We start from the raw sequence: 24,705 nt of genomic DNA, 5'->3' as shown, positions 1-24,705 counted from the left end.
CAGAACTATATCTGAGAGTTTGATAGTAGTTTCAGTAGCGGCTGGCAACTCGCCATCTGGGGAGGATAACCAAGGTGCAGGTGGTGGAGTTGTAATTTGACCCCCAAAGGGTTTGTCTGTTTGTTTGCGTCGGATCATAAAGCCTCCAAAGCTAAAGCGATTTCTTCAAGAATAGCGACTACAGGATGTTTCGGGTCAAATACTGCTAGGGGCGCACGTTCTTCTGACGCATCGACAAAAGCGGTAGCTCTGGGAATGGGTGGGAAAATACGACCCCAAGCGGAAAGTTGTTCTTGGATGGCTGCCAATGCTCGTTTATCGGCTGAGTTCTGTTGAGCATACCGCGTAGGGACAAACCCTGCTATTTGGATTTTGCGGTTAGCTTTATTTTTGACGTGGGTGATAGTTTGTAAGAGTTCGTCGGTTCCCTCAAAAGCTTTGAGATGGGTTTCCACGGGAACGAGTACGTGTGTGGCCGCGACTAAGGCGATATAGGAAAGCAATCCTAAACTGGGGGGACAATCTATAAGAATGAAGTCGTATTCATTTAGAACAGATTCAATGGCTTCCTTAAGGCGCAACTCGCGCATCGCAGCACTGACTAACTGCATTTCGGCTCCACTTAGGACTCGGCTGGCTGGAACCAAGTCCATGCCGTGAATGTCCTCATGAATTGGTAAGGGCTGCTCGTCGATAATGGCATCAGCAACGGTTTTTTGTAACTGAGATGGCACTAACCCCATGAATTTGGTCAAGGACGCTTGGGGGTCTACGTCGATCAGGAGAACGCGATGTTTTCGTCGCGCTAAGTGGTATCCCAGGTTTTGGGTCAGTGTCGATTTGGCGACACCACCCGCCTGATTAAACAAGGCTATAATGCGGCATTGCTTGTCAGTAGTTGACACTGGCTTTTGTTCCTAGAAGATACGATGATCTTTGGTCAATCGGCTCGGTTTTAGTTTCCAGTTTACGTGTATCAGATGAAAAAAGTTTATTTTTGGATAGAAATTCCAGTAGATTTTATATAACTTCACGGTGTCACTATGATTGCAGAAGCAACAAAGCGTGGAAAGTCGTAGAAACAGTAATATGAAAATTCCGCTTGATGCTATTATTGCCGACGAAAAAATTACCCGCTACTTATTAGTACCGAGAGAACAAGATGATAAATCAAAGTTTCTCGCCCTAGCTGGATTTACACAAGACAACCCAGAACTATTGAAAGCAGCAATTCGGCAACTGGCAGATTCAGGGGTGGTAAAGGGAATAGTCAAGTATAAGAAATCTAACTTTTTGGTAAAGAGTAGTGCTGGCAGCGATAAGTTAAGTACCTCCACCAGGGCGATCGCGGGGGTAAATGAGCAATCGAGCAGAAACTTACGCTAAGGAATTGATGAGCCGCTTTCAATACTGCGTTCGCCAGGAATAAAACTGTACCAATTGAAGTCTCGGAAATTTAGAAGCTTCAACCCCTGACTGTGCCGTATTAAATTGTTGCACCAAATAATCTATAGGTTAATTGGTACATCCAGAATTGCGAAAAATATCGATTTTCAGAATGCTTATCCAGTCAGGGTTACAGCCAAGCGCATAAGTTTCTGCACGGATGCTCATTTCACCCCTCTACTGAATGTATGAACATCTGGAATAGCATAGCCCCCACGACATTTTGCTATCTTTACCCCAAAATAGTTAAAATTGCCCAGATACGCTAGTCAAGTTAAAAGGTTATTAAGGATTTATACGTATGCCTAACATTGAACAGCTACAAGCCGTCATGACTGGTACAGAGTCAAATCGCATCGAGGCGTTGCGGCGGATGTTAGCATACCCAGTAAAACAGCAGCGTGATCCACAAGGCTCTCAGTTTTGGTATTTGCGCCCTGGTACGGATGAATTGGAAGTAGCAGATACCTTACCCATTGCTGTGGGCTTTTACCCAGAACTAAATGAAGCAACGCAGCAAGAAATTGTTACATTTTTGACATCAAAAGAGCAACCATCGGGAATTTATGAGCATTACATTAGCAGGGTTAACCCAGATAAGCCTGTGATGTATATACTGCTACCTGAAAAAGAGCATACAGGCAGAGTAGCGTTAATATTACCCACAGAAGGGGGACTACGCCAACGACAAATCCAGACCTTTGCTTGGAACGACCAACAACTGCTAGGACGTTTGAACCGTTTAGAACAGGGGCGACTACCCATAGCTATTAAAGCATTAAATTTAATTCCCTTAGTGGAATGGGTATTTTACGAGGCTGCAAAAACGGCTCAAGAATTGGCGCGAGAACTGGCTAAAGTTACCCGTCGCATGGAACAAGCAATTCCCCTGGTTTACGATGCAGAGGATGGGGACGGGTATTTACGTAAGCTGTTTGTGAGTTTTCAACGAGAGTTATTGCCAACTCTGCAACTAACATCAACTAACGAAAAAGATTATAGTTTTGCTGATATTTATGCCCAAACCATTGCCTATGGGTTATTTACAGCCAGGGTATTTAGTTATGTAAAAGATGAAAGAAGAGGTCAAGATAAGGAAACTTATTTCAATCGAGAGGATGCTTGGCAATATTTACCAGAAACTAACCCGTTTTTGCGCCGTTTATTTGAGGATGTATCGCAGCGTCAAGCGTCAGAGTTAGGTGATGAATTAATTGATGCAATTTCTGAAGTGTTTAGTATTCTGCGGGCTGCGAAAATGGATGCAATTCTGTCAGATTTTCGCCAGAAGATGAACCGAGAAGATATTGTAATTCGATTTTATGAGGATTTTTTGGCAGCGTACAAACCGCAAATGAAAGAACTCAGGGGGGTGTATTATACGCCAGAGCCTGTGGTTTCTTACATTGTGCGTTCCATTGACCATATTTTAAAAACTGATTTTGGACTAACTGACGGTTTAGCTGATGCGACAAAGGTAAAGGTTGAGAAATCTGATGGAAATGGTACGACGGAAATACATAAAGTATTGATAACTGATGTTGCAACAGGTACAGGAACTTTCTTATATAGCGTTATTGACCATATTTATCATTCATTAAAAATTGATACAGATGCTTGGTCAAATTATGTTTCTCAACACCTACTACCACGACTACTAGGCTTTGAGTTATTAATGGCTCCCTATGCCGTTGCACACATGAAATTAGGTTTGCAACTAGCAGAATTGGGTTACAAATTCGACTCTCTAGAACGGTTACGAGTTTACCTTACTAATACTCTGCAAGAAGCATTTCAAATACCGCCTGCTGATGAATTCGATAATTGGATTCGAGATGAGGCGGATGCAGCTAATAAAATTAAGCAAGAAGCACCAGTAATGGTGGTGATGGGTAATCCACCTTATTCTGGTCATTCTGCTAATAATGGCATTTGGATTAGCAATCTTCTTAAAGGTAAAGACTCCATAACAAATCAATCAACCAGCAATTATTTTGAACTAGATGGTAAGCCACTTGGGGAAAAAAATCCTAAATGGTTAAACGATGATTATGTGAAGTTTATTCGCTTTTCTCAATGGCGAATTGAACAAACTGGTTATGGAATTTTGGCGTTTATCACTAACCACGGCTTTCTTGATAACCCCACATTTAGAGGGATGCGTCAAAGTTTGATGGCAACATTTGACGATATTTATATTTTAGATTTGCACGGGAATAGTAAAAAGAAAGAGCAATCACCTGACGGTTCAAAAGATGAGAACGTTTTTGATATTCAGCAAGGTGTAGCTATCAGCATTTTTGTAAAACGGCAAAATAATCAAAAGGAAAATGCTAACATTTATCATGCAGATTTGTACGGTGTGCGTGATAAAAAATATAACTGGCTAAATGTCAATGATATAAATACAACTGAGTGGATTAAACTCAATCCACAAACTCCATTTTATTTATTTGTTCCACAAAATACCGATTTATTTGCAGAATATCAATCGGGATGTAAGGTAATAGATATTTTCCCCGTTAATAGTGTGGGCATAGTTACTGCACGTGATGAATTAACTATCAATTGGAGTGAAGAATCTACTTGGCAAACTGTAACTGATTTTGTCAATTTAGCACCAGAAACAGCACGATTAAAATATAGTTTAGGCAAAGATGCACGAGACTGGAAGGTTGAATTAGCTCAAAAAGATTTAAGAAGCCATCCTCATCTAGCAACAAAAGAAACGGGACCTTTTAAAGAGCTAACTGTACCTATACTATACCGTCCATTTGATATTCGTTACACCTATTACACTGGTAAATCTAGAGGTTTTCATTGTATGCCGCGTGGTGAAGTTATGCGGCATATGCTGGCTGGAGAGAATTTGGGGTTAATAGCAACAAGACAAACACGCGATAACTGGGACATTTTTATTACAGATAAAATTATAGGACATAAATCATTAGCAGCTTACGACATCAATTTTTTATTTCCTCTCTACCTTCACCCCAACCCAAACAATCCTAAAGAATTAGAAGAACCTACCCGTCCCAACTTTTACCCCGAATTCCTCAAAGCCATCACCTCAAAACTCGGCTACACCCCCACCCCAGAATCCATCTTCTACTACATTTACGCTATCTTCCATTCTCCTACCTACCGCACCCGCTACGCCGAATTCCTCAAAATCGACTTTCCTCGCGTACCCCTTACTAGTAATGATGAACTTTTCCGCCAATTAGCAACTTATGGCAAAGAATTAGTAGCAATACATTTAATGAAATCACCAAAATTAGACAACTTAATCACCGAATTTATAGAAACTACAGGAAATCGCCTAGTTGATGCAGGACATCCTAAATTTATCAACGAAAACGAAGTAGTAATCAACAAAAAAGGAGACAAATTTACTGGAATTCCAGAAAAAATCTGGAACTTTTACGTAGGCGGTTATCAAGTATGTCATAAATGGCTCAAAGACCACAAAGGACGCACCCTCAGCGATGAAGACATTCAACACTATCAACGCATAGTTGTTGCACTAAAAGAAACCATAGAACTAATGGCACAAATTGACGAAGTGATACCTGGCTTCCCGATTGAGTAGTGACACCATCTGCTGTCAGTATTTCAAACAGCTTCTATTTTCCCAATCAAAGGGTAAAGTGAAAAGTGAGGAAACAAGATATCCTATATTAAGCTATCACCGTGCTAGAAGCTGTCATCCAAGAATTAATTCGCAAACAACGCCCCTACTTCCAGGTTCAGGGTAGCCCCATCAAAGGCGTTGACAATCAATATTGGCTTGTCTTCAAGCACCGTGATGCTGACAATTTCCTACATAACATCGTTTCCTTCTTGGGTATCGGCGGGAAAAACGCCACTCACAAACTGCTGCGGATTGACCTTAAAAAAGCAAAAGTATTTGAATATACTCCGCATATAGCCGGAGATTTACCTAGTGTCGCCCTCTTGAGAACCAGCCGTCTCAGGATCATTGAAAAATTCCTCAACCAAGAAAGCGTCACCAAAGAAAAAACTTTACTCGCAGGTAGCTTCCAAGAAATCAAAGGTCGCCGTCGCAAATTTAACCTACCTGCGGAACTAGATAAATACAACACCTTTATCAGCAACATTTTAGAACGTAGCCAAATTTACCGCCGCTCCACCGCTTACTTTGACAGTGGTATTCTCAAGCTATATCAAGAACCCCTTGCTGCCATTGTGCAAACAGAAGGTCAAATTCGCCTGCTCATGGACTGGCAAGGTTTCACCAAACAAACAGATATTGCTAAGTTAGAAAAACTACATGACCCTAACTACCGCATCCAGTTTGCCCATCGCACCTTAGCAGAATTTCTCCAAGGGTTAGAAGAAAACGCCTTTACAGGTACAGAAATCTTAGCAGAGTTAGTCCGTCTGGGTTTCCTCTACATCAAACTGGTAAAAATGGAACCGACTCACGCCATTTACCACAAAAAAACAGGTATCCTTAGCGACAACCTCGATAACCACATCCTCCACGAAGGTTCAGATAACTTTACCCGCGCCGCCCATTCCCGCAACGCTGAAAGTGTGACATTTCTTTACTCTTGGGAATCAAATATGGATGCGGAAACCATTAGCGAAAGTATCCAACAGTTTGACACCGAATGGCAACAAACCACCAGCTTTGACTTATCCCCAGAGTTTTTGCAACAGGTACTACTAGAAAAAGAACGCCGCACCAAGCTTCGCCAACCCGTTATTGAGTCTATTACCCCTGATGAAATTCCCCCTGGAGAAACCACCCCAGTAGAAATATCTGGTCAAAATTTAGACAAAGTAGAAGATATCACCGTCGCTGATGATGAATTGGTCAAAGTCATCATCACCAGCCAGCAACCAGAACGGATCATTGGTCAAGTAGAAGTAGACCCTGACCACCCACCGACTCCCCTCAAGGAATTTAAAGTTAAAACCAGTACTGGGATTTACAACACCACACCCAATAAACCCGTTACCGTTACTTCGTCTCAAACAATACCCGATTTTACGGAAATCGTTGGTTTTCAGCAGGCTGTAGAAATAATTCTCCAAGGACAAAACGGCACTCCCGAAGACTTTTTATACTGGTTAGCACAACAGCGCCCCCGCCAATTCCGTGTAGAACGCAGCGACCAACTTGACCAATTAGTTAACCAAGATACCCTGTTTGAACATCAAAAATCGGGAGCGCAACACTGTTTAAGGGTGATGCAGGATTTTGGTGTTACCGTCTGTGCAGATGCCGTGGGATTAGGGAAAACACGGTTAGCCGCCGCCGTGACTCGGTTATATCGAGAACAACACAGTCAAGCCAGAATTGCTATCATCGCTGCCAAAAAACTGTTCCCCAACTGGGAACGAGAAATGGCTGAATTAGGCTTGAACAGTGGTGATTATGAGTTATATAACAAAAACCTGATGAGCCGTAAAGGGAATAACTTTTTAGCAGACTTTAGTCGCTACGGTGGTGCTGATTTAGTGATTATTGACGAAGCACACGAAGGCATCCGCAACTACAATAACCGCATCCACAAAACCTGTTTAGAAATTCGAGAAAAAGACCTCAAAGCCAAACGACAACGTTATTTTTTACTCCTCACAGCTACCCCTTGGAATAACCGCAGAGAAGATATTTATAACATCCTCTCTCCTTTTCTCAGCCGTCCACAAGGTTTTAACGATTTAGGTTTTCCCCCAGAAGTCGCCTTGTGGTTCCAAAACCGGGAAACAGGAGTAGAAAACTTTACTGACGATACTGATATTTTTCGCCGCACCTACCGGGAACTGTTTCTCCAGCGCACCCGACAGATGCTGCGAGATGCCACCCCCGACCTCAATTTATATGCCAAGCGGGTTGCAGAATGGTTGCCTGTAGAATTTGAAATCAGTACAGAAAAAGCCCTGGATCAGATATTTACCCAATTTGAAACCAGTTTATTTATTCCCTTTGCAGATCCAATTCGTTACCTACGGGGCAGAGTAGAACAACGCAGTCTGTTACGCAACCAACGCCGCTTTTTCCTGCAACGGGCTGAATCCAGTATGTACGCCCTGCGCCGCACAATCAAAAATTTCGGCGATCGGATTCGCAAAATGCAAGAACAGTTAGAAGCTGTTTCCCCCGACGCAGATGGCTTAAAGGAATTTCTGTTATTGCACTACGGTTTTGAATCAGACAAGAAAATTGATATTGATTTTTTAGACTTAGATGACCGTGAAATTTGGGATGAAGATTATGAAGAAGAAGAGGAGGATGAAGACGAAGAAAATAGCCCAGAACAACAACAAAAACGGCAACAACTGCGTCGTTCCATAGATATTGCTACCGATGCCCTCCGCAATAATTCTCAAGAAGCTCAAGCTATTCATAACAGAATGCTAGCTGATTGTGCGGGCGATTTAAATCAATTACAACAGATTCAAAATTTGTTGGCAGATGAATTTGTCAAAGACCATAAACGCGAACAAGTAACCCGAAAAGTACGCCAATTAGTTTACCTGGGTCATAAAGTACTGCTAATTTCTACATTCTCAGATACAGTAATTGACTATTACCGTTACATGGCTACTGATCTAGAGATAGTAACTAAAGGTATTGGTATGGCTATTGGTTCTACTAAAAAGTATTATCCCAATAATTCCGAGAAAACGCTGCAAGTTACTCCTTACAATATCGTCATAAGAAGCAGCCAAAAAACTGGTTTGAAGAGACAACAGATATTTCGGCTATTTGCCCCAGCAGCAACTTGTAAAAATGTTACAGAAAGACCAAACAAAGAAGAAGAAATTGCCATTTTAATCGGTTCAGAAACCCTATCAGTCGGTCAAAATCTTCAAGATGCAGATTATTTAATCAACATCGACCTCCCCTGGAATCCTATGATTTTAGAGCAACGGATTGGTCGAATTGATAGACCTAAACAACACAAATGTCAGAATATTTCTATTTACTACGCCAACAGCGAAAGCCAATTATTAAGACAAGCCAGTCGTTTAAGCAACCTGAATAAAAAACTTGTAGGAGATATCGTAAGTGCAAATGGAGAAATTCCCAGTATTTCTAGTGTCGATACACTAGGCGCTTCTATTTACGGCGATACCCTATTTGATGATGAAGTTCTCCCAGGATACATTGACTTTATTAACAGCCTAGTTAAAGCTAGACGTATGGAACAAGGAAACCTGCAAGAAGAAACTTATCAAAAACAGGAAACTAACCGCGACCTTTACACCCAAAACGAAATCCTGCATAGCGAAGAACTCAGCAAATTAATTGAAAAACTGGGAGAAGATTATCAAGCCAAACCCATTGCTTTGGGACGGCGTACAGGAGAAAAAGACGAACCTACAGGATTAGTAGCCTTAACTGTGGAATATTTCGGCCCGAATGGCGAACCAATTCCCCAACAAAAACAAACTGTTTACTGGAATGACCAAACAGGAGAACGAGATGGATATGGACTAGCCATAGCAAACGCCTTTAAAACTCCAGAAGCGGGAGACGTATTTTCTAGTAAATATCTACTGTCAGAACTACAAAAACTTTACAATCAGCTAGTAACTCTTAAAAAACAACGTTCTGCGGAACTAGCACAACCTGAAACATTAGAAAATATTAATATTACCTCAGAACGTATTACTCGCATCCAACGCCGAGTTAGTATGCTTGATAGTTTCCCCTCTGGACTTGATAGAACAAACGTCAGAAATACTTTCAAAAAATTAAATACCTGGAAAGAAACTAAGGGTGTACAAAAACTTCTACGCGAATATACAGATGGAGAGAAATCAAAACTAGATGATGCTACCTTTGTTGTTAGCCTAGTACAAGATACTGATATTTTAAATTTAATTGCTTCGGAAGGTATCAAGCCTACAAGCTTGAAAGTTTCTCTTGCTGCACTTTTGCTTAGAGCTTAGTACAGTAATTTCTCAGGGTAAGTCCATGTCAAAAAGCTTTTATTTTAAGCTTTTGGGCTGCTGATAATGGTTATTTTACTTCCGCCGACCTATACTTGATAATTTCTTTTTTAGATGATAGATAACTATTTGGCAATAAGGTTTATATTTCCCATCTTTGTGTCTATCACTCCACTGTTGAATTTTTTTATTTAAAATTGCTTCTGTCCAATCTCCCTTGGGATATTCACTTTTTAGCTGTTTAAGTACAAGTTCTAAAACTTCTTTCCTATTATTAACCAAAGTTTGCATATTGAGATTTAAAACTTGATTTAATTCATTATTTATAGTTATATCATCAGAAGAAATTTTTCCGTTCCCAAGATATCTAATTAAATCTTCACAATTTCTATGATTATCAAGAGGATTAATAGTAATTTCTGTATTACCCTTCTTTGTATCACAATGTTGCAAGTGACTTGGCGAACCTTGACCACCTTCACAAGCACCAAGCAAATTATTGTAATCTAATTGAAGTTCTTCATATTCATCTTGTGATTGCCAATGTTCAATTTTCATTCTGTCAGCACTAATACGTTGCATACAATAGCAGCAAATATGTCCTTGCTCGGTTAGTAAAGATTCCCGTAATTCATTTTTTTCAGAATAATTATCATAATCAGCAAAAGATTTGAGGCGATGCTCAAGTAATGATTGAGGTTCCCTACCCTTGATAATACGCTTCATATTTGTAATTATCTAATCTTCTAAAAAACCAATAAGTGTATTAGCACGAACTACTTCTGAATCATTCTCACCAAGTAAATTAGATAATTCATTTAAAGCCAACTTAGCTGCTTCTAAGCGACCATCATCTATCAATTGAAAACAGTGATTTATCTGCTGCTCTACTTCATTTGGTCTTTCTTTTACATTCATTAATTCATATAAAATCGAGTTACTATCTTTGCCATAGGTATAGGGTGTATTCTCGACTAACTGAGAATTTTCTAAAATAAATACATTTTCTCTTCTGACTCCACTCAATACCTGCGGCGAATGAGTAGTCACAATAAATTGACAATTAGGAAATGTTTGTATCAAACTGCGAATTACAGTCCTTTGCCACTGGGGATGTAAATGCAAGTCTATTTCATCAATTAAAACTATTCCTTCTCCTGATAACGCATCATTAGAACTTGGGTTAGCAATTGCCAATCGCCTTGCTAAGTCGGTGACTATCATTAATAACATCTTTTCACCATCAGATAGTTGCTCTAACCTTAAATCTTGGCGATTTTTTGTAATAGTCAACGAAGGTTGGCTGGGAACTTGGTCAGAATAAAAATCACGTTCTTTTGTTGACCTTACTACTCGTAAATCCGAAAAATGACTGTTAGAAAATCTCTCTAAGAAATTTATAATAGCTCTTCTGACAATCTCTAATTTGGGGTTTCTGTAATCATGACTATCTCTTAATCTAATTTCATTTTCAGAATCTTCCTCTTCTTTAAACCAATCAAAAAAATCCTGGAAGTCATTGACCCCTGTAGAAAAAGCTTTTTCGTAAGCATACAATTGATGATACACTTCTTTCTTAGTTTTCTGGCTGCCCTTACTTTTAAAAGTGTACGGATTTTTCAAAACCATTCTATGGGTTTGATAATAAACCATTACTGGTAAATTGAAATCAGAATGAGATTTTAAATTCTCTTGTAGGCGTTTAATATAATAACTAATCTCATCATAGTTACTTTTGTCTTGTGTATATACACGTTCTTGCAGCATCTTCCAAGATAATTTTTCTCCCTGTCCTGTTAAAATCGTTATAGTATTATTAGTAGAATTAGAATTAACATTTATATCATTTTCTGTGAACCTCACTTCTAATTTTTTACTATTGCGGAGTCTAGCTACAAATTGAGCTAACATTATCGCCATACAATCTAAAATCGACGACTTGCCTGCACCGTTTATACCAATAAATACAGCTAAGTTGCTTTGAGGAAAGTTCAAGACAATTTCCTTCAATCCTCTAAAATTCTGAATGTGCAGCTTTTCAATATGCATGACTATAATTGTGAGTGCATTTAATATTTATCCAAAACTAGCAACGTTGTGAAACCGGAATAAAAAACCTGATTTCTTCGCCATGCTTAACAATGTACCAGTTACAAAGTAGGGACATACATAGTGCTAACTTTTATATAATGGGATAAAAAGCTTACAATAGCTAATCCCATACTGATTCCTCCTGTGTAGAATCTGGTATAGAAATATTCAAAAATCCAAAGCAGAGATCGCGTTCTGCTTCTGCTTCTCAGTTACCCCCAGATAACGCTCCAAAGCTGCCAAAGTCCGATGCCCCGATATCTCCTGAATATGGCGCAACGGTATCCCGGCATCACTCATCCTGGTTAACGCAGTTCTCCTGAAACTGTGGGTACTAACCCCCTCAATCCCCAACCGCACACAGGTATCTCTGAGGATTTTGTCAGCACTGACCTTGTGAATATGTAAGAGTCCATGCCGACCGGGAAACAAGAACTCCTTGCGGCGGTTAGGGTTGTACTCTTCTAAATATTCCTTGAGCTTGGGATGAACTTGGATTTCCCTGGTGTCTCGCTTCCCTTTGGTGTTCACGCTCCGTAACACTAATACCCCTCTGACACCGTTGCTGCCAAATACGTCTTTCACTGCCAAAGTGCAGGCTTCGTTGATCCGGCAGGCAGCATAAAGGCACACGCCGAACAGAGCGCGATCGCGCGGGTTGACAAACCCCTCAGTAAATAGGACATTAATTTGATCGGGTGTGAGGATCTCTGCCCTGCCGAACCGGTTTATTTTCATAGGTTCTAGCCTACATGGTCTTTCTGCAATAAAACAATGTAACTGCCCAAAAACCCTATTCTCTCGTGAGCGATCGCACCCGATTAACCCAGACTTATCAATCAGCCCGAAAGCACGAACGCCAGAACCCGCATTATCTCGTTGGCTGATAAAACCTGCTTATGCTTGCGGCGCGATGACCACTTGCAGGTATGATCCGCACCAGTATGATTTGCTCATGTTGCGGCTTGCTCAACTGTCTATACTGCTTCTATACCCCTGGTTGATCCATCGTTGCTATCAAAACCGATATCAATTTTCTCTCCACCCGCGTCTACACTATGTAATGAAGGAAACCAACTGTAAATAAAATTTACCTATCTTGTGGTGCGGGGGACATTTGGTATTGAGCCGAGATACAAGTAAAAAGCAGCAAGATGATCTGAAAAGACATACTGTATATAAGTTTGAGCCTTTTTGAAGCAAAAGTAAGATTTTGACCAATTTAGTTTTTTGGTAACTGACACTCTTCGCCATTACTGGACAATAAATGCCCAATTGCGAATAACAAAAAATAATACTCCCGCAGTCTTTCATAGTGCGAAAATTCATGTCAGTGTTGAACTTGCAGGCTTTTAGTATTTATGTCGTCAAATCAGAGGGGATTGAAAAATGACATCCCAAATAACTGACCTAATAATCACTTATAAAACAGAAATTTCCTACCCAGAAGGAGATGACATCCACTTAATAGAAGGGCGAGTTTGGGAATTAGATGAGTGATGAGTAAACACCTTCATCTGTGGGAAAAACTTAACCAACGGCAGCAAGCCACACTCACTGCCATTTACCGTGCTGACCAGTTTGTGGAGGCAGCACAAAAAGAAGGTTGGCGATTAGGTTCAATCAGAGAGAAAGCATCTGTATGGCGTAATCTGCAATATTATTTTGAACCAACAAGCTATGAAACTTTATTGCACAAGTTGTTATCCCAGGCTGGTGTAGTTGACCAGGGTTTAGGTTCCACTCTTCAAGTTTTGGAACGACACAAGTTAATTCAGTGTAATTATTCTGACAGCGAACTAATTTCTATCAAGCTCACCACAACTGGACGTGCTGTAGCTCGTGCTGGTTTGGGTGAATCAGCACCTAAAAAGCCACCCAAAGGACAACTTAAACCAAGGCAGTGGTCAGCACTTTGTGCAGCCTATCAAGCTGGTGAATTAGGAATAGATAGTGGCTTAAACTTTGGGGATTACGCCGGGTTTAGTTGGCAGTGGACTTGGTTAAGACTGCGAGATTATCAGGGAACAGACAACGGTTTAGTGAAAGAAGTTGGCTACTGGAAAGATGGTAAGCACTTAACCAAGCTGGTTATTACTCAGGCTGGGATAGAGTTTTATCGGCAGCAGTGGTCACAATATCGCGCTCTCTACCCTGATGTAAATGCGCCCAAACCTGATTAAACTTATTACCTGCTACTCTAAGCAATTGTAAATTTATCACCTTGTCTTAAATATTGGATACATCTCTTGCGCGATCGCTTCTAACTTATCGCCATGAGGATGAGGACGAGCGATCCGATCCCCTTCATCCCACCACGAACAGCCGTCAGCAAAACTATAATGCAGCGTAAGGGTGACTTCATGCCAATCACCGGATAAAAATAAACGAGTATCTTTCAATGCAAAAGCTAGATTAAAATCAAATCTATCTCTTCGATAATATTTATGAAATGGATTACTGTGTGGCCTATCACCGGACGCAAATTCGCTAAGGTATGCCACAAAATTCATTTCTATCCAATTATCTACTTTAAAATTAAATTCGGGGATTATCTTAAAGTGTGTGTGCGGATAGTGTTTTTCTGCAATTTGAATTAAAATCAGTTCCGTTTCAGGTAATACCGCTTGCATAATTTTTGACCACAGTTCGCAAAACTAAAAAAGCTTGTCAAACAGATCATTACAGGTAATTTACTCGCTCATTTCTGCTAGTTGGCATTGAAGCTCCCAGGTTAGCCCTTCAAAATCAGGCATATTTTCCTCTCTATCACGCGAGTAAGCGCTTGGTTCTATGCCGATAACTTCAGTTTCTAGGCGCACATCTGCAACGTGATTCATACGAGAACACATGGGCATTGCAAGTCTATCTCCTATTTTTTTGTAGGTATCTTCGCCGTTTGGAAAACAAAATAAATCGCCGCGCTGCAAATCGGAGAATTTCATACTTCTAAAAGTTTTGTTATTTAGTTGGCTGGGTGAAAATCACTATTTTTGCACCTGATTCAAGTAATATTTATCGATTTGCGCCCTCATGTAAGCTAGGGCTGATTGAATATCTGAGAATGTCTGCTTTTCTTGTGACACCATTTCTGACTGCACAGGTACATACAATTCAGCCCAGTAGCAGTACAAGTATGGATCAAACCACACGTCAATGATGCAATCTTTGTACCAACCTTGCGAATAGTATTTATCGATCTGTTCTTTCATGTAAGCTACAGCCGATTCAATATCTGAGAATGGTCGCCTTTGTTGCATCAACATTCTGTTGCGTACCGGGGCATATAATTCAGCTAAGTAGCAACCGCGCCTGTCATCACGCCAAACATCAATACTACAGCCCAAATATTTCTCGGAGTGCTTTAAATCCTTAGAGAGTAAATCAATCATGGCGAACACCCATTTGCAATCAACTTAAAAGGATAACTTGATATTGGACTGAAAATGCCTTGTATGTTCCACAGCTACCGTCCTTGAGAACAGGGTGGGGTATTATTCGCAATTGACGACAGAGGATTGAGTCATATCGTAAATTACGACATTAGATTTTTTTGGCAAGCCAAAACCCCAAACCACGTTCCTTAAATCGCCATTAGTTCTAAACTTCTCACACAACCTCCATGATTGTAGGCAAATTGTATGATTCAACAGGATAGTTGGTGATGAACAGTTCCTTGCCTTTGTCTGCCTTCTGCTGTTTGTAGTTGTTCATCCCGTATTGCAACTCCCATTCATAAATGTAGGCAAAAGAAAAGTGATGCCGCACTTCTTCACAGTTATCGTAAGTGATCAACCATTTGTGTGAACACTCCGACATCAGTTTGGCAAAGCGAGAATGGTCAAAACAGGTATGCAAATCACCTTTCTTACCATAAAGCTTAGATTTAGTCTTGCTGAGATAAGGTGGATCTAAAAAGATAAATACATCTTCTCCCGGTTCGGTAAGTAGGGTACTGTAGTCGAAGTTACTCACACGGGTATTAACAAAGCAACCATTCAAAGCCGCTAGTCGCTCAATCGAAGAGTCTGTAAACCGACCTTTGAAGGAAGCACTACTATAACCGCCACTCTCAATGGTTCCCGAAAAGCTGATCCGGTTAAGAACAAAAAACCGCACACCCCGCTCTAGTGGACTCATGGTACTAGTATCTGCGGCTGCGAGAGATTTAAACAAGGCACGTCCATCTGTGTAAGAGCGTTTTACTTTCCAGACCTCCTCAACTAGCTCTCTTTGATTGGTTTTAACTTGATGCCAGAAGTAGTAGAGTTCTTGGTTGAAATCATTGACCCAGCAAGGCATACTGGGGTACTTCTGTAAAACATGAAAAAATACAGAACCACCGCCAACAAAAGGTTCACGGAATTCCTTAAATGTAGGAGGTAGATAGTGAGCAATTTGAGGAATTGCCTTTTGCTTTCCGCCGGGATAACGTAATGGACTTTTAAACATAAGGAATTATAGTAGCAGTAAGGGGATTTTTTAGTGCCTTAGTATCAAATTTCAAACTAGGAGAGTTTTTCAGTTGGCTTGATGCGGTATGTAAGCGCATAGAAATTTCCCATCCGTTGTCAAAACTCAAAAAAACATACTGTTTGTTAACCGTTGCTATCACGTTAGTAGGCATTTGGATTTCTGCAAACTGCTGAATATTCAGGGTTCGGGCGTGGGTATCAACAATAATTTTGTAGTAATTCACATTACCAACAAGGTATTGAAATAACTTGGTGGCGCAAGTGTCAGCATGGCTATTGATAAATTGGCTAACCAAATTACAGACTGGAGTATACAAATGCTGTTCAATCAAAGCAGGCGGTAGTTCTGCAAAAAGCTTTGCCTGTCCAATATGTTGCATGAACTCCTGTGTGATTGCTCGGTATTGTTGTTTAAACTGCTGCATCTGTAGGTCATTTTTAGCGTAACCGCAGTGAACTGGAGTTGTCCCAGGACGTTGGTGCCTGAGTGCGGTATGGTTATGTTTGAGTGACAGATTAACTGTCCATGCTTTTGAAGTTAAACAAATATCAGTAACATCATTCTTATTCTGATCTGGTAGTCGATCTATCGTGATTGATGGTTGCTTGGACAACTGAAATTGAGGATTCAACCACAGTAGCAGCAGCGCATTAGCCGCTAGTCTTAATTCATTTAAGAGTAATGAATTTAATTCTGTTAACTTGCTGGCATCTCTAAGTTGAGCATTGTTAGCTCTAACTGTTAGGCTGACCTCTGGGTGAGTTATAATTATTACTTCCGTTATCAGGTACTCTAATACACGACCATGCAGGTTTGAACGGGGTGTCATATTTGTGGAACATTATGTTTTTCCACAGAGTAACCGATGAACTGTCAAAGTAATGTGATTTGAAAGCATCGTAAAATTATGCAAAAGCAGATGCAGAAATTATGTAAGTTTTATTACTTTCCCTGCTGGGCTTCTGCGTGATACAGCCTGTTTCTGGTTGCAGAACGCCCTCATCTTTGCAGGTATGCTCCTCAGCAAGCGCATAAATTTACGCATCAAAATCAATTGGCTGACCGTTAAAATGCTTGTGAATGCTTTCAGGAGTCAACCAACCAGGAATTGTCACCTTTTTATCTACTTCTGCATCCCCATCTGAATTATTTAACCCGTTAATTGTTGCAACTTTTAAAGGTGTCTTACCATCGGCGGTTTTACGGTCAATTTGAATAGTGCCTCTAGCTCTACCTTTAGCAGTTCCATCACTGCCACCAACGGCGGTATTAGTGAAGAAATGGGCAATACAAACTAATCTTTCCTCAGCTTTTCTAGGGTCACTAAGAGATGCTTTAACAAACTTTTTAGCAGGTTCCTTGGTGATGTCTGACTCAGAATAGTTAGTGAATTCATCAACTAGTAACTGTTGCGGTTGCTTGGATGGTTGATTATTGATTCTATCTAACCAGCGCTCACGGGCATCATCAAAAGCAAGTCCAATCTCTTCTTCTGTTTGCGCTATCAACTGAGGGCTTAAATATTTCCATGCGTTTCTTAAATTTTCTCCTGCGTGTGCGTCTATCAGCTGATACAAGGGCATATCAAACAGATTTTCTCTAAGCATGACAATCGAAGCTGCTAGAGTTGATTTACCGCTTCCGGCTTCTCCTAGCACCCAAACGGGCTTTTGATTGTCGATAATCTTCCACAACCAGCCATCCTCATGAGCTTTGAGCGCTTCTATCAGTTGGTTTGCTCGTTGTTGATCAACTGATTGCTGATTGTCACTGTCTGCGATCGCGCTTTTGGTTTTACCCTCAATCTTGCTGCGTTCCTGGTCAGCTTTAGCTTTGTCTCGTAGGTTGTCAGCAATGGATTTATCCATCACAGAATGATTAACAGCACGGGCTTTCATAAAGTCCTCTAGCTGAATACGTGCCTTAGCCCGTTCGTTTTCCTCATCGGTCAGTCCTAATGCTTTACGTTCTTCTGTGTCCAGTCCTGACAGCCCATCTTTTAAGCGCTCAGTATAAAGCTGGGTCGAATGCTGCTTAATTTCACGTTTGTACAAATTATGCTGCCAAGTTGCATAGTCGTAAGTCTTTTCAAGTTCGCCCAGTTCGTAATCCGTGCGCTTGAGGCGTTGCGAACGCACGAGCAAGCAACCCACGACACCCCATAGCCCAATAACCGCAATTCCATATCCAAGCAACTGATTAGGGTTATCTGTGGGCAAATCACGCACCCATTGAATGGCATCGCCCTTGTAGGGAATGATGCTGCCATACAATCCGTAGCGCTGCCATTCTTCAGTAAGGACAAAACGCGGCTGGTTGCAAAAACGCTTATCCAAAGCTATTTGACTGTGTACGCCGTTTGCTGACCTTGGGCAGAACTGAATCTGTGTCAAATCGTAAGGCTGGCGTGTTTGCGATGTTGCCAGCCCGATGATTGCAGCTACACCACACACACCAGCCAGGGCTAACTCGAAAACACCTTGTTTCATCCCCGCCCCTTAAAAATAATTGCAATAGAACCAATAAATAAAGCCAACGCGACTGCAATACTTACCCAAGGGTCTGATTGCGGATTCTGTTTTTCAATGGTTTGGATATCTTGGCTAATCTGCGTGACTGTTTCTTTAGTCAAATTCTCAAAATATTGATGGTCTTTGACTGCTAACCAAGTTGTGATACCTGCAAACACCAAGCCCCCAGCAGTTTTTATAAGATTTTGCATATTATCTACCTCTAATCCATCACTGTTGTAATTAACTCTCAAGCCCGTCAGCCCAGCCAGAGAGCCAACGCTGCATATAGAAAATGAGAGCGAAATTGCCAGCCATAGATTAACGCTGCCACCAGTTATTAAGAGATATTTAGCTATAAAGAATCCCGTAGAATTTAGCGACCACCCGACAAAGAATCTAGTCAATTTTTCTGTTGTATTGATAACATCTTTACGGTGCTGCTTGCGCGATTCTAGGTGTTCTATCAAGTCTTTCGGTAACGGCGTATCTGGGGCGATTTCGCTTACTACTGACTCTTGATCATCTTCAATGTCGTATGTCATATTAGCGTCAGGATATTTACTTGCCCGACAGTCAGTTTCATCTGTGGCTGTCGGGCTTAAACTATCAGAAACCTATTAGGGCATCCTTGATTGTTTGGACAATTGAGCGCCCCGCATATTGTTTTTTAGGTTTGAAATCATCACGAGCGTTATCACCCATTTCTAAGTAATACTTGCCCAGTTCTCTATCATGTTGTAGGTCAATTGTTTGTTGTCTAATGTCTGTCTGTAATTCTGTCTGCAACATTTTATATTCGCCGTCAACTTGCATCATGTGTTTATCCACCCAAGCCTTCAGCAATAGATGGTCTGTTGATTGTTGATGGCGTAGCGCTTCTTTCTCCTTGGATGAAGCGAAATCAAGCTTCATCTCTTCTAGGATGTTAGCTAGATGAGTATCAGCTAAAATTGCTGACTGTACTGCTCTTTCAATCTTCTCGCCGCTAACACCTGCTTGTTTGTAGATGTCGCTGAGAACTACGTTTAAGTCCTCAGTCCCTTTGATAGCAGCTAGCATTTGCTCTCTAACCTGTGGGGCAAATTCGCTAATCTTTGCTCCGTCATTACCCATTTGACCTATCAGTTTTAGGGCTGACTTATCGCCTGTTAGCGCTCTGAGTACTAGGTTGCTAGAGGCATTGAATTTAGTTTTTAATTGGCGTTCTAGGTTGGCGTGATTTGGAAGTTACCAGATTTTTTAGCTTCATTGAACTTTTCACAGCGATATTCCTTTGATGGGGTAAATATTTGGTTGCAGTGATACTCCATTCGCCTTACATATTGCTCAATAGCTGACTTTCGTTTGAGATATTGCTGATAGCTTGATTGCTCTAGCATTGGCAGATACAAGCAGTTGTACAAGGGTAAAATCACAGCACCGAGCGCACCCAAACTAACAGCAATTCTTGAGAAGTAGCTCATTCTCATCCACCGAATACCCAAGCACTCAAGCAGCGTCAACTCATCGCTATTGAGCCGCCTTGAGCCTTGCGAGGATTGAGAATTGGGTGCTTTTAATGTTTTGGCGGATGACTCCCATATCCGCTTTGATGTCTCCTGAGAAGTTGTTAACCTTTTGGTTCAATCTAGAAGCTCTGTTGCTGACGTGTTCTCGCAAGTCTTGAGCGTTAGTTTCAAATGATTGCTCAATGACATCAAATTTCTGATCAACGTAGTTCTTGATTGCAGCCGTTACAGTAATGATAAATTGGCTGTAGTCGGTAAAAGTGTCGTCAACGTTTTCAGCAATGCTCAATGTTTCTTGTTCAGTTAACTCAAACCCCAGCGCGGATGATTGGGCTGTTACAAAGGAACGCTTATCTTCACTAGTTACAGTGATGCTGTTAATCTCTCTTGAAGCGATTGTAAGCTGACTGTTATCAAGTTCAGCGTCAGGTTGTGCATCTTCTGCCCCTACTAAAAACGTTTCTTCAACGGGTTCATCAACTACAGATAATTGGCTTGTCGATTTGACTTTGAGATAATCAACGGCTTGGCTCAATTGCTCTTTGGTGGGATTATCAAGGTCATCGCACTCGACAGCGATCGCTGCTGACGTGTAATCGTCCTTGGTAAATCCTTGATAACCCTGTTTGTACAAACGAGCGCGGACATTGTTAGTAAATTTGTCAGACATGATGATTGCTCCTTAAAGGGCTAGTGTTAAAACTGAGATCGTTGCGGATTTCATGGGCTGCGTTCGTCTGTTGATTGCCCATTTAGCAGCAACAAACGCAACAAGTGCTAAATCTTTGCTCTGATATGAGTGAAGGGCGTTATAACTTAGATTTGCTTGGCTAAACCAGTAGTAACGAGTGCTGCGTGGTACATCGTCAAGATTGATTTTTAGATAGTCTGCCAGCGCGACTAGGAATTGCTGACCTGTGTATTGAACTTCTTCGGCATCATAGAAGTGTTTAAAGGCTTGCCAGCGTTCACTAAAATCAGAGGTTCTAAAAGAAAAGGCTGAACACTTACGCTTCAATTGAGCATAGGTTTCAACAATGCTTATGGCTTTTTCGGATTCAATGGAGAGCAAGAAATATTGCTTTCAAGGATGCGACTGTGCGATACCAAGTGATATCTGAAATGCCTTTTCCTGTGATGCCCTCGTAAGTTTCTTTGAGCAAGCGATACTTAGCTACATATTTTTTTGTTGCCACATTAACTCTGTTTTATTACTTGAGTGTGTATAAAATTGACCGACTATCCGTAAATTCCAGTTATTTGACAGGCTTATTTAGCTAGAAACAGTTATCCTGATACACCAAATTAGCTAGGCACTATCAATAACCTTGGAAAAAGGACTTTAGACAAATGTGAGAGTGGAGTTTTTATCGGCTATAACCACGTAATAACAAGGTTTGTCAGCTTTGATGACATACTGACACTTTCTCGTTTACCCCCGTAAAAGCGCCCCTTTTGGACTAGTTGACGCGCTTGTACCTTTGCTTTTGGACGTTTTGCGCGGTAGTAGATGTTACCAAGGTTTAGAACAAACTCAACTGTATTGAGTTGTTAGTTATCTCTGCTGTGTGCTGTTTATATAAGCTCGGCACTTCGTAGCAGCGCCTTAGTACTTTGTCCCGATTGAGCTTTAAGTCAGCACTCTTAGACTGACGCGGTAAAGGACGGAAATAATATTGTGTGTGTCTGATACTGTCGCTGCTATAGAGATAGCGATAGAGAGCGCCATCGATACTGTAGGTTTTGGACTTGCTTAGGAAGGTTACACATCCAACAAGCTCTTTATCAATCATCTTTCCCATCTCCCGCAACACACGCACCTGTCAGACTTGCACCCAGGAAGACGGCAATTGATGCGATCGCACTTCCTTCAAAAATTTTGGCGTTATAGATCCATGTGGGTTGATATTCCTCGCCTCTACTTTCCTCAATGCGGTCAAACCCGTGACAAAAGATAGAACCAACTACCATAAAACTAGTAGTTACCAAGCTCACAATTGCTACTGATGACGCTCCATTAAGTATGAATGAGTTAATCTTTTCACGCCAAGGAATTACACGGCGAATGTGCATTACTGGCTTCTGTTCTAGATATGAATGCCACTGGTCATCAGTAAAATTCGTGGGCTTGTAATGATAGGATTCGTGTTCGTCAAGTAGTTCGCCTACTGCTTGAATTGCATCGCCTAGTGTCACGTCTGGAGAGTATTCCAGTTGTCTGAATTCCTCAGAATCTCGGATTTCTCTGAGCCAGCGATCTATTGCTTCTAACCTTCGTAATTGATTTTGATTAAGCATTACTTTCTCAAAAGGTAGTTCGTTGATTGCTTCTAAGTTGCGTAAATTGATATACATGAATCCTCTCTCGTGATGCAGACACGCACAATTACCGCGACCGCAGAAAATGAACGGACGCAATGCAGATATTGCTGTGAATAGTTGAATGCTCTCAAAACAGCGCTTGCAACCCTTGCAACCCTCGAAAGGAAGTCGCCAAGTGCGTTTTGCGCTTGGGTCTTACTGCGTCTGCCTTAAGTTATTGACGCATCGATAACCTTGACACTAATATATTAGCAGCAGGTACTAACAAGTGCAACTCCCTTCCTAAATTTTCTTATTAAGGTGACAATTGCTGACAAGCGATAGTACTTATATGTACCTGTAGAGATGCCTAGTAAAAAGCCGCGAGTCATGGTTTACCTTGACCCAGATAAGCACGAGTTTCTTAAGGAATGGGCTGAGGATGAGCATAGAACCGTTAACAACCTCATAACAATGCTGCTTGAGCAAGCGATAGACAAGAAAAAGGAGGAAAAGGAGGACAAATAAAAGGAACTCGCCAAGCGCGTTTTGCGCTTGGGTTTTACTTGCGTCTGCCTTAAGTTATTGACGTATCGATAACCTTGACACTAATATGATAATATCAACCAACTGGTAATGTCAAGTAAAGCTAGCTATCAACCGAATGGTATCTTTCAAATGCTGATAAACTGCAACAGAATTAGCTGTTAATATCAGTTACTTGTTATTGATGCCAGTTAGGAATAAAATCAAGCAGTTTGTTGATGATAGGGGCATTACCCGTTATCAGTTCAGAAAAGATACAGGGCTATCTGCAACCACAGTTTACGCTTTGTATGACAATCCCTGGCAAGTACCACACGTAACCGCGATGAACAAAATTTGTGACACTTATCGCGTTCAACCTAGCGAGTTAATTGAGTGGGTTCCACCAGAAGAAGTCAGCGATCGCGTACAAAAAACAAAATAAGGAGGGAATCTGACCGAGGGAAATCAGGCAAACGACGGTATAGAGCGTGTTGAGGGGAAATTTGACCCACTAGCTGAGACTAGATATTGGCTGCCTGCTGCTTCAGAGCAACACTGCAAAAGGATAGGCAGAAAAAGGGGAATACGATTAGTTAAAGTTGTTGATACCAAGATAGAACCTTTACCAATAATTTGTATTTTTGAGGGATACCCAGATGAGTGAAACAACTACTCAGATACCAGTAAGCGAATTAATCCCAATGCTGACCGCGATCGCGGATCGTAACTGGGAACGTTTTAAAGAAGTTGAAAAACAATTCGTTACACAACACGGGGTAGAGGCTTGGGAAGATTTTTTTGCTTTTCGACTAAAGCCAGCTTTAGACAAAGAATCTGATAGATGGCTGCTAGTTCAGTGGTGTAGCAAAGGTTTTACAGTGAAAGATGTAGCGTGAACTACTCTTGCGTAAACTCATAGGCACGTTAGCCCCGTAAAGCAAAATCGAGCAGCTAGTACTATTTCACATCATTATTTTTTGATGTCGCCAATGTTAACAGTGAAAGACCTAACAAGCGATTTTCAACTCCCACTGCACAACGAAGCGGCGTTTGAAAAAATTAGGGAGGCGAAAGACTATGCGTCCACTCAAGCTCTAGCGGCTGGTGCTGCTGCGCTGGCTACAGGAGGCATAATTCATCCGGCTGGCTGGGTTCTTTTTGGATTGGCTTACAAGCCGTTGGTGGTAACTCAAAAACTTGCGCGGTTGGAAAAATTAGGAACCTTACTTTTTGATGAGTTTAAAAGCCTAGATGTACAAGTCTTCCCGGTAATTCCGGTAGAAGACAACAACCCTATCGACTTGTTTATTAGATTTCCACGAACAACTCACCTGTTTATCTCCATTCGCTCAAAAGGAGATAGAGAAATTGTCTACAACGAAGCTAGAGAGGTTTTACAAGTCAAGCGCAAAGACAAAAATGGACTAAAACTGTGGCAACCCTGCCCACTTGTGGAGTTAGCAGATTACGAGAAGTGGCTCAACAAGAACAGAGATAAGTTTTTGATGTCTTCCCGTGAAGCTCAAAAGACTCCCACAGCAAAAGTTTTGGTCTTATGGCCTCCTACCAAGGCGGCTAATACTCACAATGAACATCTTTATTCGGAGGTGGGAAGTATGAAAATTCTGGCTCTCAGGAGAAAAGGTACTGCCTTTGTTATTCAAGAGGAGGAAGTAACCGAGTTTGTCAGGGCTTGGTTAGCCAAGTACAGATAGGCTAAAAGGTGAAAACCCCGTGTCCCGTTGGGATACCGAGGTTTTCTGATTTTTATTCACTTGGAATTGGGGAATTGGGTTTGCCGCCTAATTAATATCCCTAATAGTAATCTTATCAAACCTTTCAAGGTGTTAAGCCATTGTAACACCAGCAATCCAGACAGAAAGAGCAGTTTAGGATTTTTCTGTTTTTAC

General features: G+C 41.1%; 25 protein-coding genes. 8 read left to right on the top strand and 17 right to left on the bottom strand.

All coding sequences use genetic code 11. The features are described from left to right. Positions 1-134: 134 nt before the first annotated feature. Positions 135-905 carry an AAA family ATPase gene (locus tag VB732_RS32130; protein WP_323234897.1) on the bottom strand — a complete coding sequence of 257 codons (771 nt, stop codon included), beginning with the start codon at positions 903-905 and terminating at the stop codon, positions 135-137. A gap of 184 nt (positions 906-1,089) precedes the next feature. Between VB732_RS32130 and VB732_RS32125 the strand changes: the two genes are divergently transcribed. The 3 genes from VB732_RS32125 (at position 1,090) to VB732_RS32115 (ending at position 9,378) form a co-directional block, all read left to right on the top strand. Further along, entirely contained in the window at positions 1,090-1,386 is a 297-nt protein-coding gene (locus VB732_RS32125; protein ID WP_323234896.1) for a hypothetical protein, read from the top strand. Positions 1,387-1,747: 361 nt separating this feature from the next. Then, the gene (locus tag VB732_RS32120) at positions 1,748-5,038 is read left to right on the top strand and encodes a type ISP restriction/modification enzyme (protein WP_323234895.1); all 3,291 of its coding nucleotides are present in this window, start codon (positions 1,748-1,750) and stop codon (positions 5,036-5,038) included. 101 nt (positions 5,039-5,139) lie between these two features. Continuing rightward, positions 5,140-9,378 (top strand): helicase-related protein, encoded by a 4,239-nt coding sequence (locus tag VB732_RS32115; RefSeq protein WP_323234894.1) that lies wholly within the window; start codon positions 5,140-5,142, stop codon positions 9,376-9,378. A gap of 75 nt (positions 9,379-9,453) precedes the next feature. Here VB732_RS32115 and VB732_RS32110 read toward each other — a convergent pair whose 3' ends face one another. The 3 genes from VB732_RS32110 to VB732_RS32100 all read right to left on the bottom strand — a co-directional run bounded on the left by VB732_RS32110 (position 9,454) and on the right by VB732_RS32100 (position 12,207). Next, complete coding sequence (locus VB732_RS32110; protein WP_323234893.1) at positions 9,454-10,104, bottom strand: retron system putative HNH endonuclease; 651 nt, start codon at positions 10,102-10,104, stop codon at positions 9,454-9,456. A 12-nt stretch (positions 10,105-10,116) separates the two neighbouring features. Further along, the gene (locus VB732_RS32105) at positions 10,117-11,427 is read right to left on the bottom strand and encodes an AAA family ATPase (protein ID WP_323234892.1); all 1,311 of its coding nucleotides are present in this window, start codon (positions 11,425-11,427) and stop codon (positions 10,117-10,119) included. A gap of 210 nt (positions 11,428-11,637) precedes the next feature. Further along, positions 11,638-12,207, bottom strand: a complete 570-nt coding sequence (locus VB732_RS32100) for a tyrosine-type recombinase/integrase (RefSeq protein ID WP_190918302.1) — start codon at positions 12,205-12,207, stop codon at positions 11,638-11,640. A 761-nt stretch (positions 12,208-12,968) separates the two neighbouring features. Between VB732_RS32100 and VB732_RS32095 the strand changes: the two genes are divergently transcribed. Then, positions 12,969-13,652 carry a hypothetical protein gene (locus VB732_RS32095; protein WP_323234891.1) on the top strand — a complete coding sequence of 228 codons (684 nt, stop codon included), beginning with the start codon at positions 12,969-12,971 and terminating at the stop codon, positions 13,650-13,652. A gap of 36 nt (positions 13,653-13,688) precedes the next feature. Here the strand turns inward: VB732_RS32095 and VB732_RS32090 are convergent, their stop codons facing one another. The 13 genes from VB732_RS32090 to VB732_RS32030 form a co-directional block, all read right to left on the bottom strand. Continuing rightward, complete coding sequence (locus tag VB732_RS32090) at positions 13,689-14,102, bottom strand: hypothetical protein (protein WP_323234890.1); 414 nt, start codon at positions 14,100-14,102, stop codon at positions 13,689-13,691. A gap of 60 nt (positions 14,103-14,162) precedes the next feature. Further along, positions 14,163-14,309 (bottom strand): hypothetical protein, encoded by a 147-nt coding sequence (locus tag VB732_RS32085; protein WP_323234889.1) that lies wholly within the window; start codon positions 14,307-14,309, stop codon positions 14,163-14,165. 147 nt (positions 14,310-14,456) lie between these two features. Beyond that, positions 14,457-14,861 (bottom strand): hypothetical protein, encoded by a 405-nt coding sequence (locus tag VB732_RS32080; protein WP_323234888.1) that lies wholly within the window; start codon positions 14,859-14,861, stop codon positions 14,457-14,459. A 217-nt stretch (positions 14,862-15,078) separates the two neighbouring features. Then, on the bottom strand, positions 15,079-15,921 hold the full coding sequence (locus VB732_RS32075; protein WP_323234887.1) for a DNA adenine methylase: 843 nt from the start codon (positions 15,919-15,921) through the stop codon (positions 15,079-15,081). Continuing rightward, positions 15,914-16,774, bottom strand: coding sequence for a HaeIII family restriction endonuclease (locus tag VB732_RS32070; protein ID WP_323234886.1), 861 nt, complete (start codon positions 16,772-16,774; stop codon positions 15,914-15,916). The genes VB732_RS32075 and VB732_RS32070 overlap by 8 nt, the downstream gene beginning before the upstream one ends. A 208-nt stretch (positions 16,775-16,982) precedes the next feature. Next, positions 16,983-18,434: a hypothetical protein gene (locus VB732_RS32065; protein ID WP_323234885.1), complete on the bottom strand. Its 1,452-nt coding sequence runs from the start codon at positions 18,432-18,434 to the stop codon at positions 16,983-16,985. Next, positions 18,431-19,000 carry a hypothetical protein gene (locus VB732_RS32060; RefSeq protein WP_323234884.1) on the bottom strand — a complete coding sequence of 190 codons (570 nt, stop codon included), beginning with the start codon at positions 18,998-19,000 and terminating at the stop codon, positions 18,431-18,433. Before VB732_RS32060 ends, VB732_RS32065 begins: the two co-directional genes overlap by 4 nt. A gap of 64 nt (positions 19,001-19,064) precedes the next feature. Then, complete coding sequence (locus tag VB732_RS32055; RefSeq protein WP_323234883.1) at positions 19,065-19,571, bottom strand: hypothetical protein; 507 nt, start codon at positions 19,569-19,571, stop codon at positions 19,065-19,067. Between the two features lie 92 nt (positions 19,572-19,663). Then, positions 19,664-19,921 carry a hypothetical protein gene (locus VB732_RS32050; protein WP_323234882.1) on the bottom strand — a complete coding sequence of 86 codons (258 nt, stop codon included), beginning with the start codon at positions 19,919-19,921 and terminating at the stop codon, positions 19,664-19,666. A gap of 46 nt (positions 19,922-19,967) precedes the next feature. Continuing rightward, entirely contained in the window at positions 19,968-20,636 is a 669-nt protein-coding gene (locus VB732_RS32045; protein WP_323234881.1) for a hypothetical protein, read from the bottom strand. A 12-nt stretch (positions 20,637-20,648) separates the two neighbouring features. After that, positions 20,649-21,038, bottom strand: a complete 390-nt coding sequence (locus VB732_RS32040) for a hypothetical protein (protein WP_323234880.1) — start codon at positions 21,036-21,038, stop codon at positions 20,649-20,651. After that, positions 21,025-21,162, bottom strand: a complete 138-nt coding sequence (locus VB732_RS32035; protein WP_323234879.1) for a hypothetical protein — start codon at positions 21,160-21,162, stop codon at positions 21,025-21,027. The genes VB732_RS32040 and VB732_RS32035 overlap by 14 nt, the downstream gene beginning before the upstream one ends. 589 nt (positions 21,163-21,751) lie before the next feature. After that, positions 21,752-22,321 carry a hypothetical protein gene (locus tag VB732_RS32030; RefSeq protein ID WP_323234878.1) on the bottom strand — a complete coding sequence of 190 codons (570 nt, stop codon included), beginning with the start codon at positions 22,319-22,321 and terminating at the stop codon, positions 21,752-21,754. 312 nt (positions 22,322-22,633) lie between these two features. Between VB732_RS32030 and VB732_RS36060 the strand changes: the two genes are divergently transcribed. The 4 genes from VB732_RS36060 to VB732_RS32015 all read left to right on the top strand — a co-directional run bounded on the left by VB732_RS36060 (position 22,634) and on the right by VB732_RS32015 (position 24,510). Continuing rightward, positions 22,634-22,795 carry a ribbon-helix-helix domain-containing protein gene (locus tag VB732_RS36060; RefSeq protein WP_109013575.1) on the top strand — a complete coding sequence of 54 codons (162 nt, stop codon included), beginning with the start codon at positions 22,634-22,636 and terminating at the stop codon, positions 22,793-22,795. 202 nt (positions 22,796-22,997) lie between these two features. Continuing rightward, positions 22,998-23,237: a helix-turn-helix domain-containing protein gene (locus VB732_RS32025; protein ID WP_109013574.1), complete on the top strand. Its 240-nt coding sequence runs from the start codon at positions 22,998-23,000 to the stop codon at positions 23,235-23,237. Between the two features lie 214 nt (positions 23,238-23,451). Beyond that, positions 23,452-23,691 carry a hypothetical protein gene (locus tag VB732_RS32020; RefSeq protein ID WP_094345602.1) on the top strand — a complete coding sequence of 80 codons (240 nt, stop codon included), beginning with the start codon at positions 23,452-23,454 and terminating at the stop codon, positions 23,689-23,691. Between the two features lie 93 nt (positions 23,692-23,784). Further along, on the top strand, positions 23,785-24,510 hold the full coding sequence (locus VB732_RS32015; RefSeq protein ID WP_223278440.1) for a hypothetical protein: 726 nt from the start codon (positions 23,785-23,787) through the stop codon (positions 24,508-24,510). The last annotated feature ends 195 nt before the right edge of the window (positions 24,511-24,705 follow it).

It is taken from the genome of Nostoc sp. UHCC 0252 (assembly GCF_034931145.1).
Classification (GTDB): Bacteria; Cyanobacteriota; Cyanobacteriia; order Cyanobacteriales; family Nostocaceae; genus Nostoc.
This window is presented reverse-complemented; position numbering and strand designations above follow the sequence as displayed.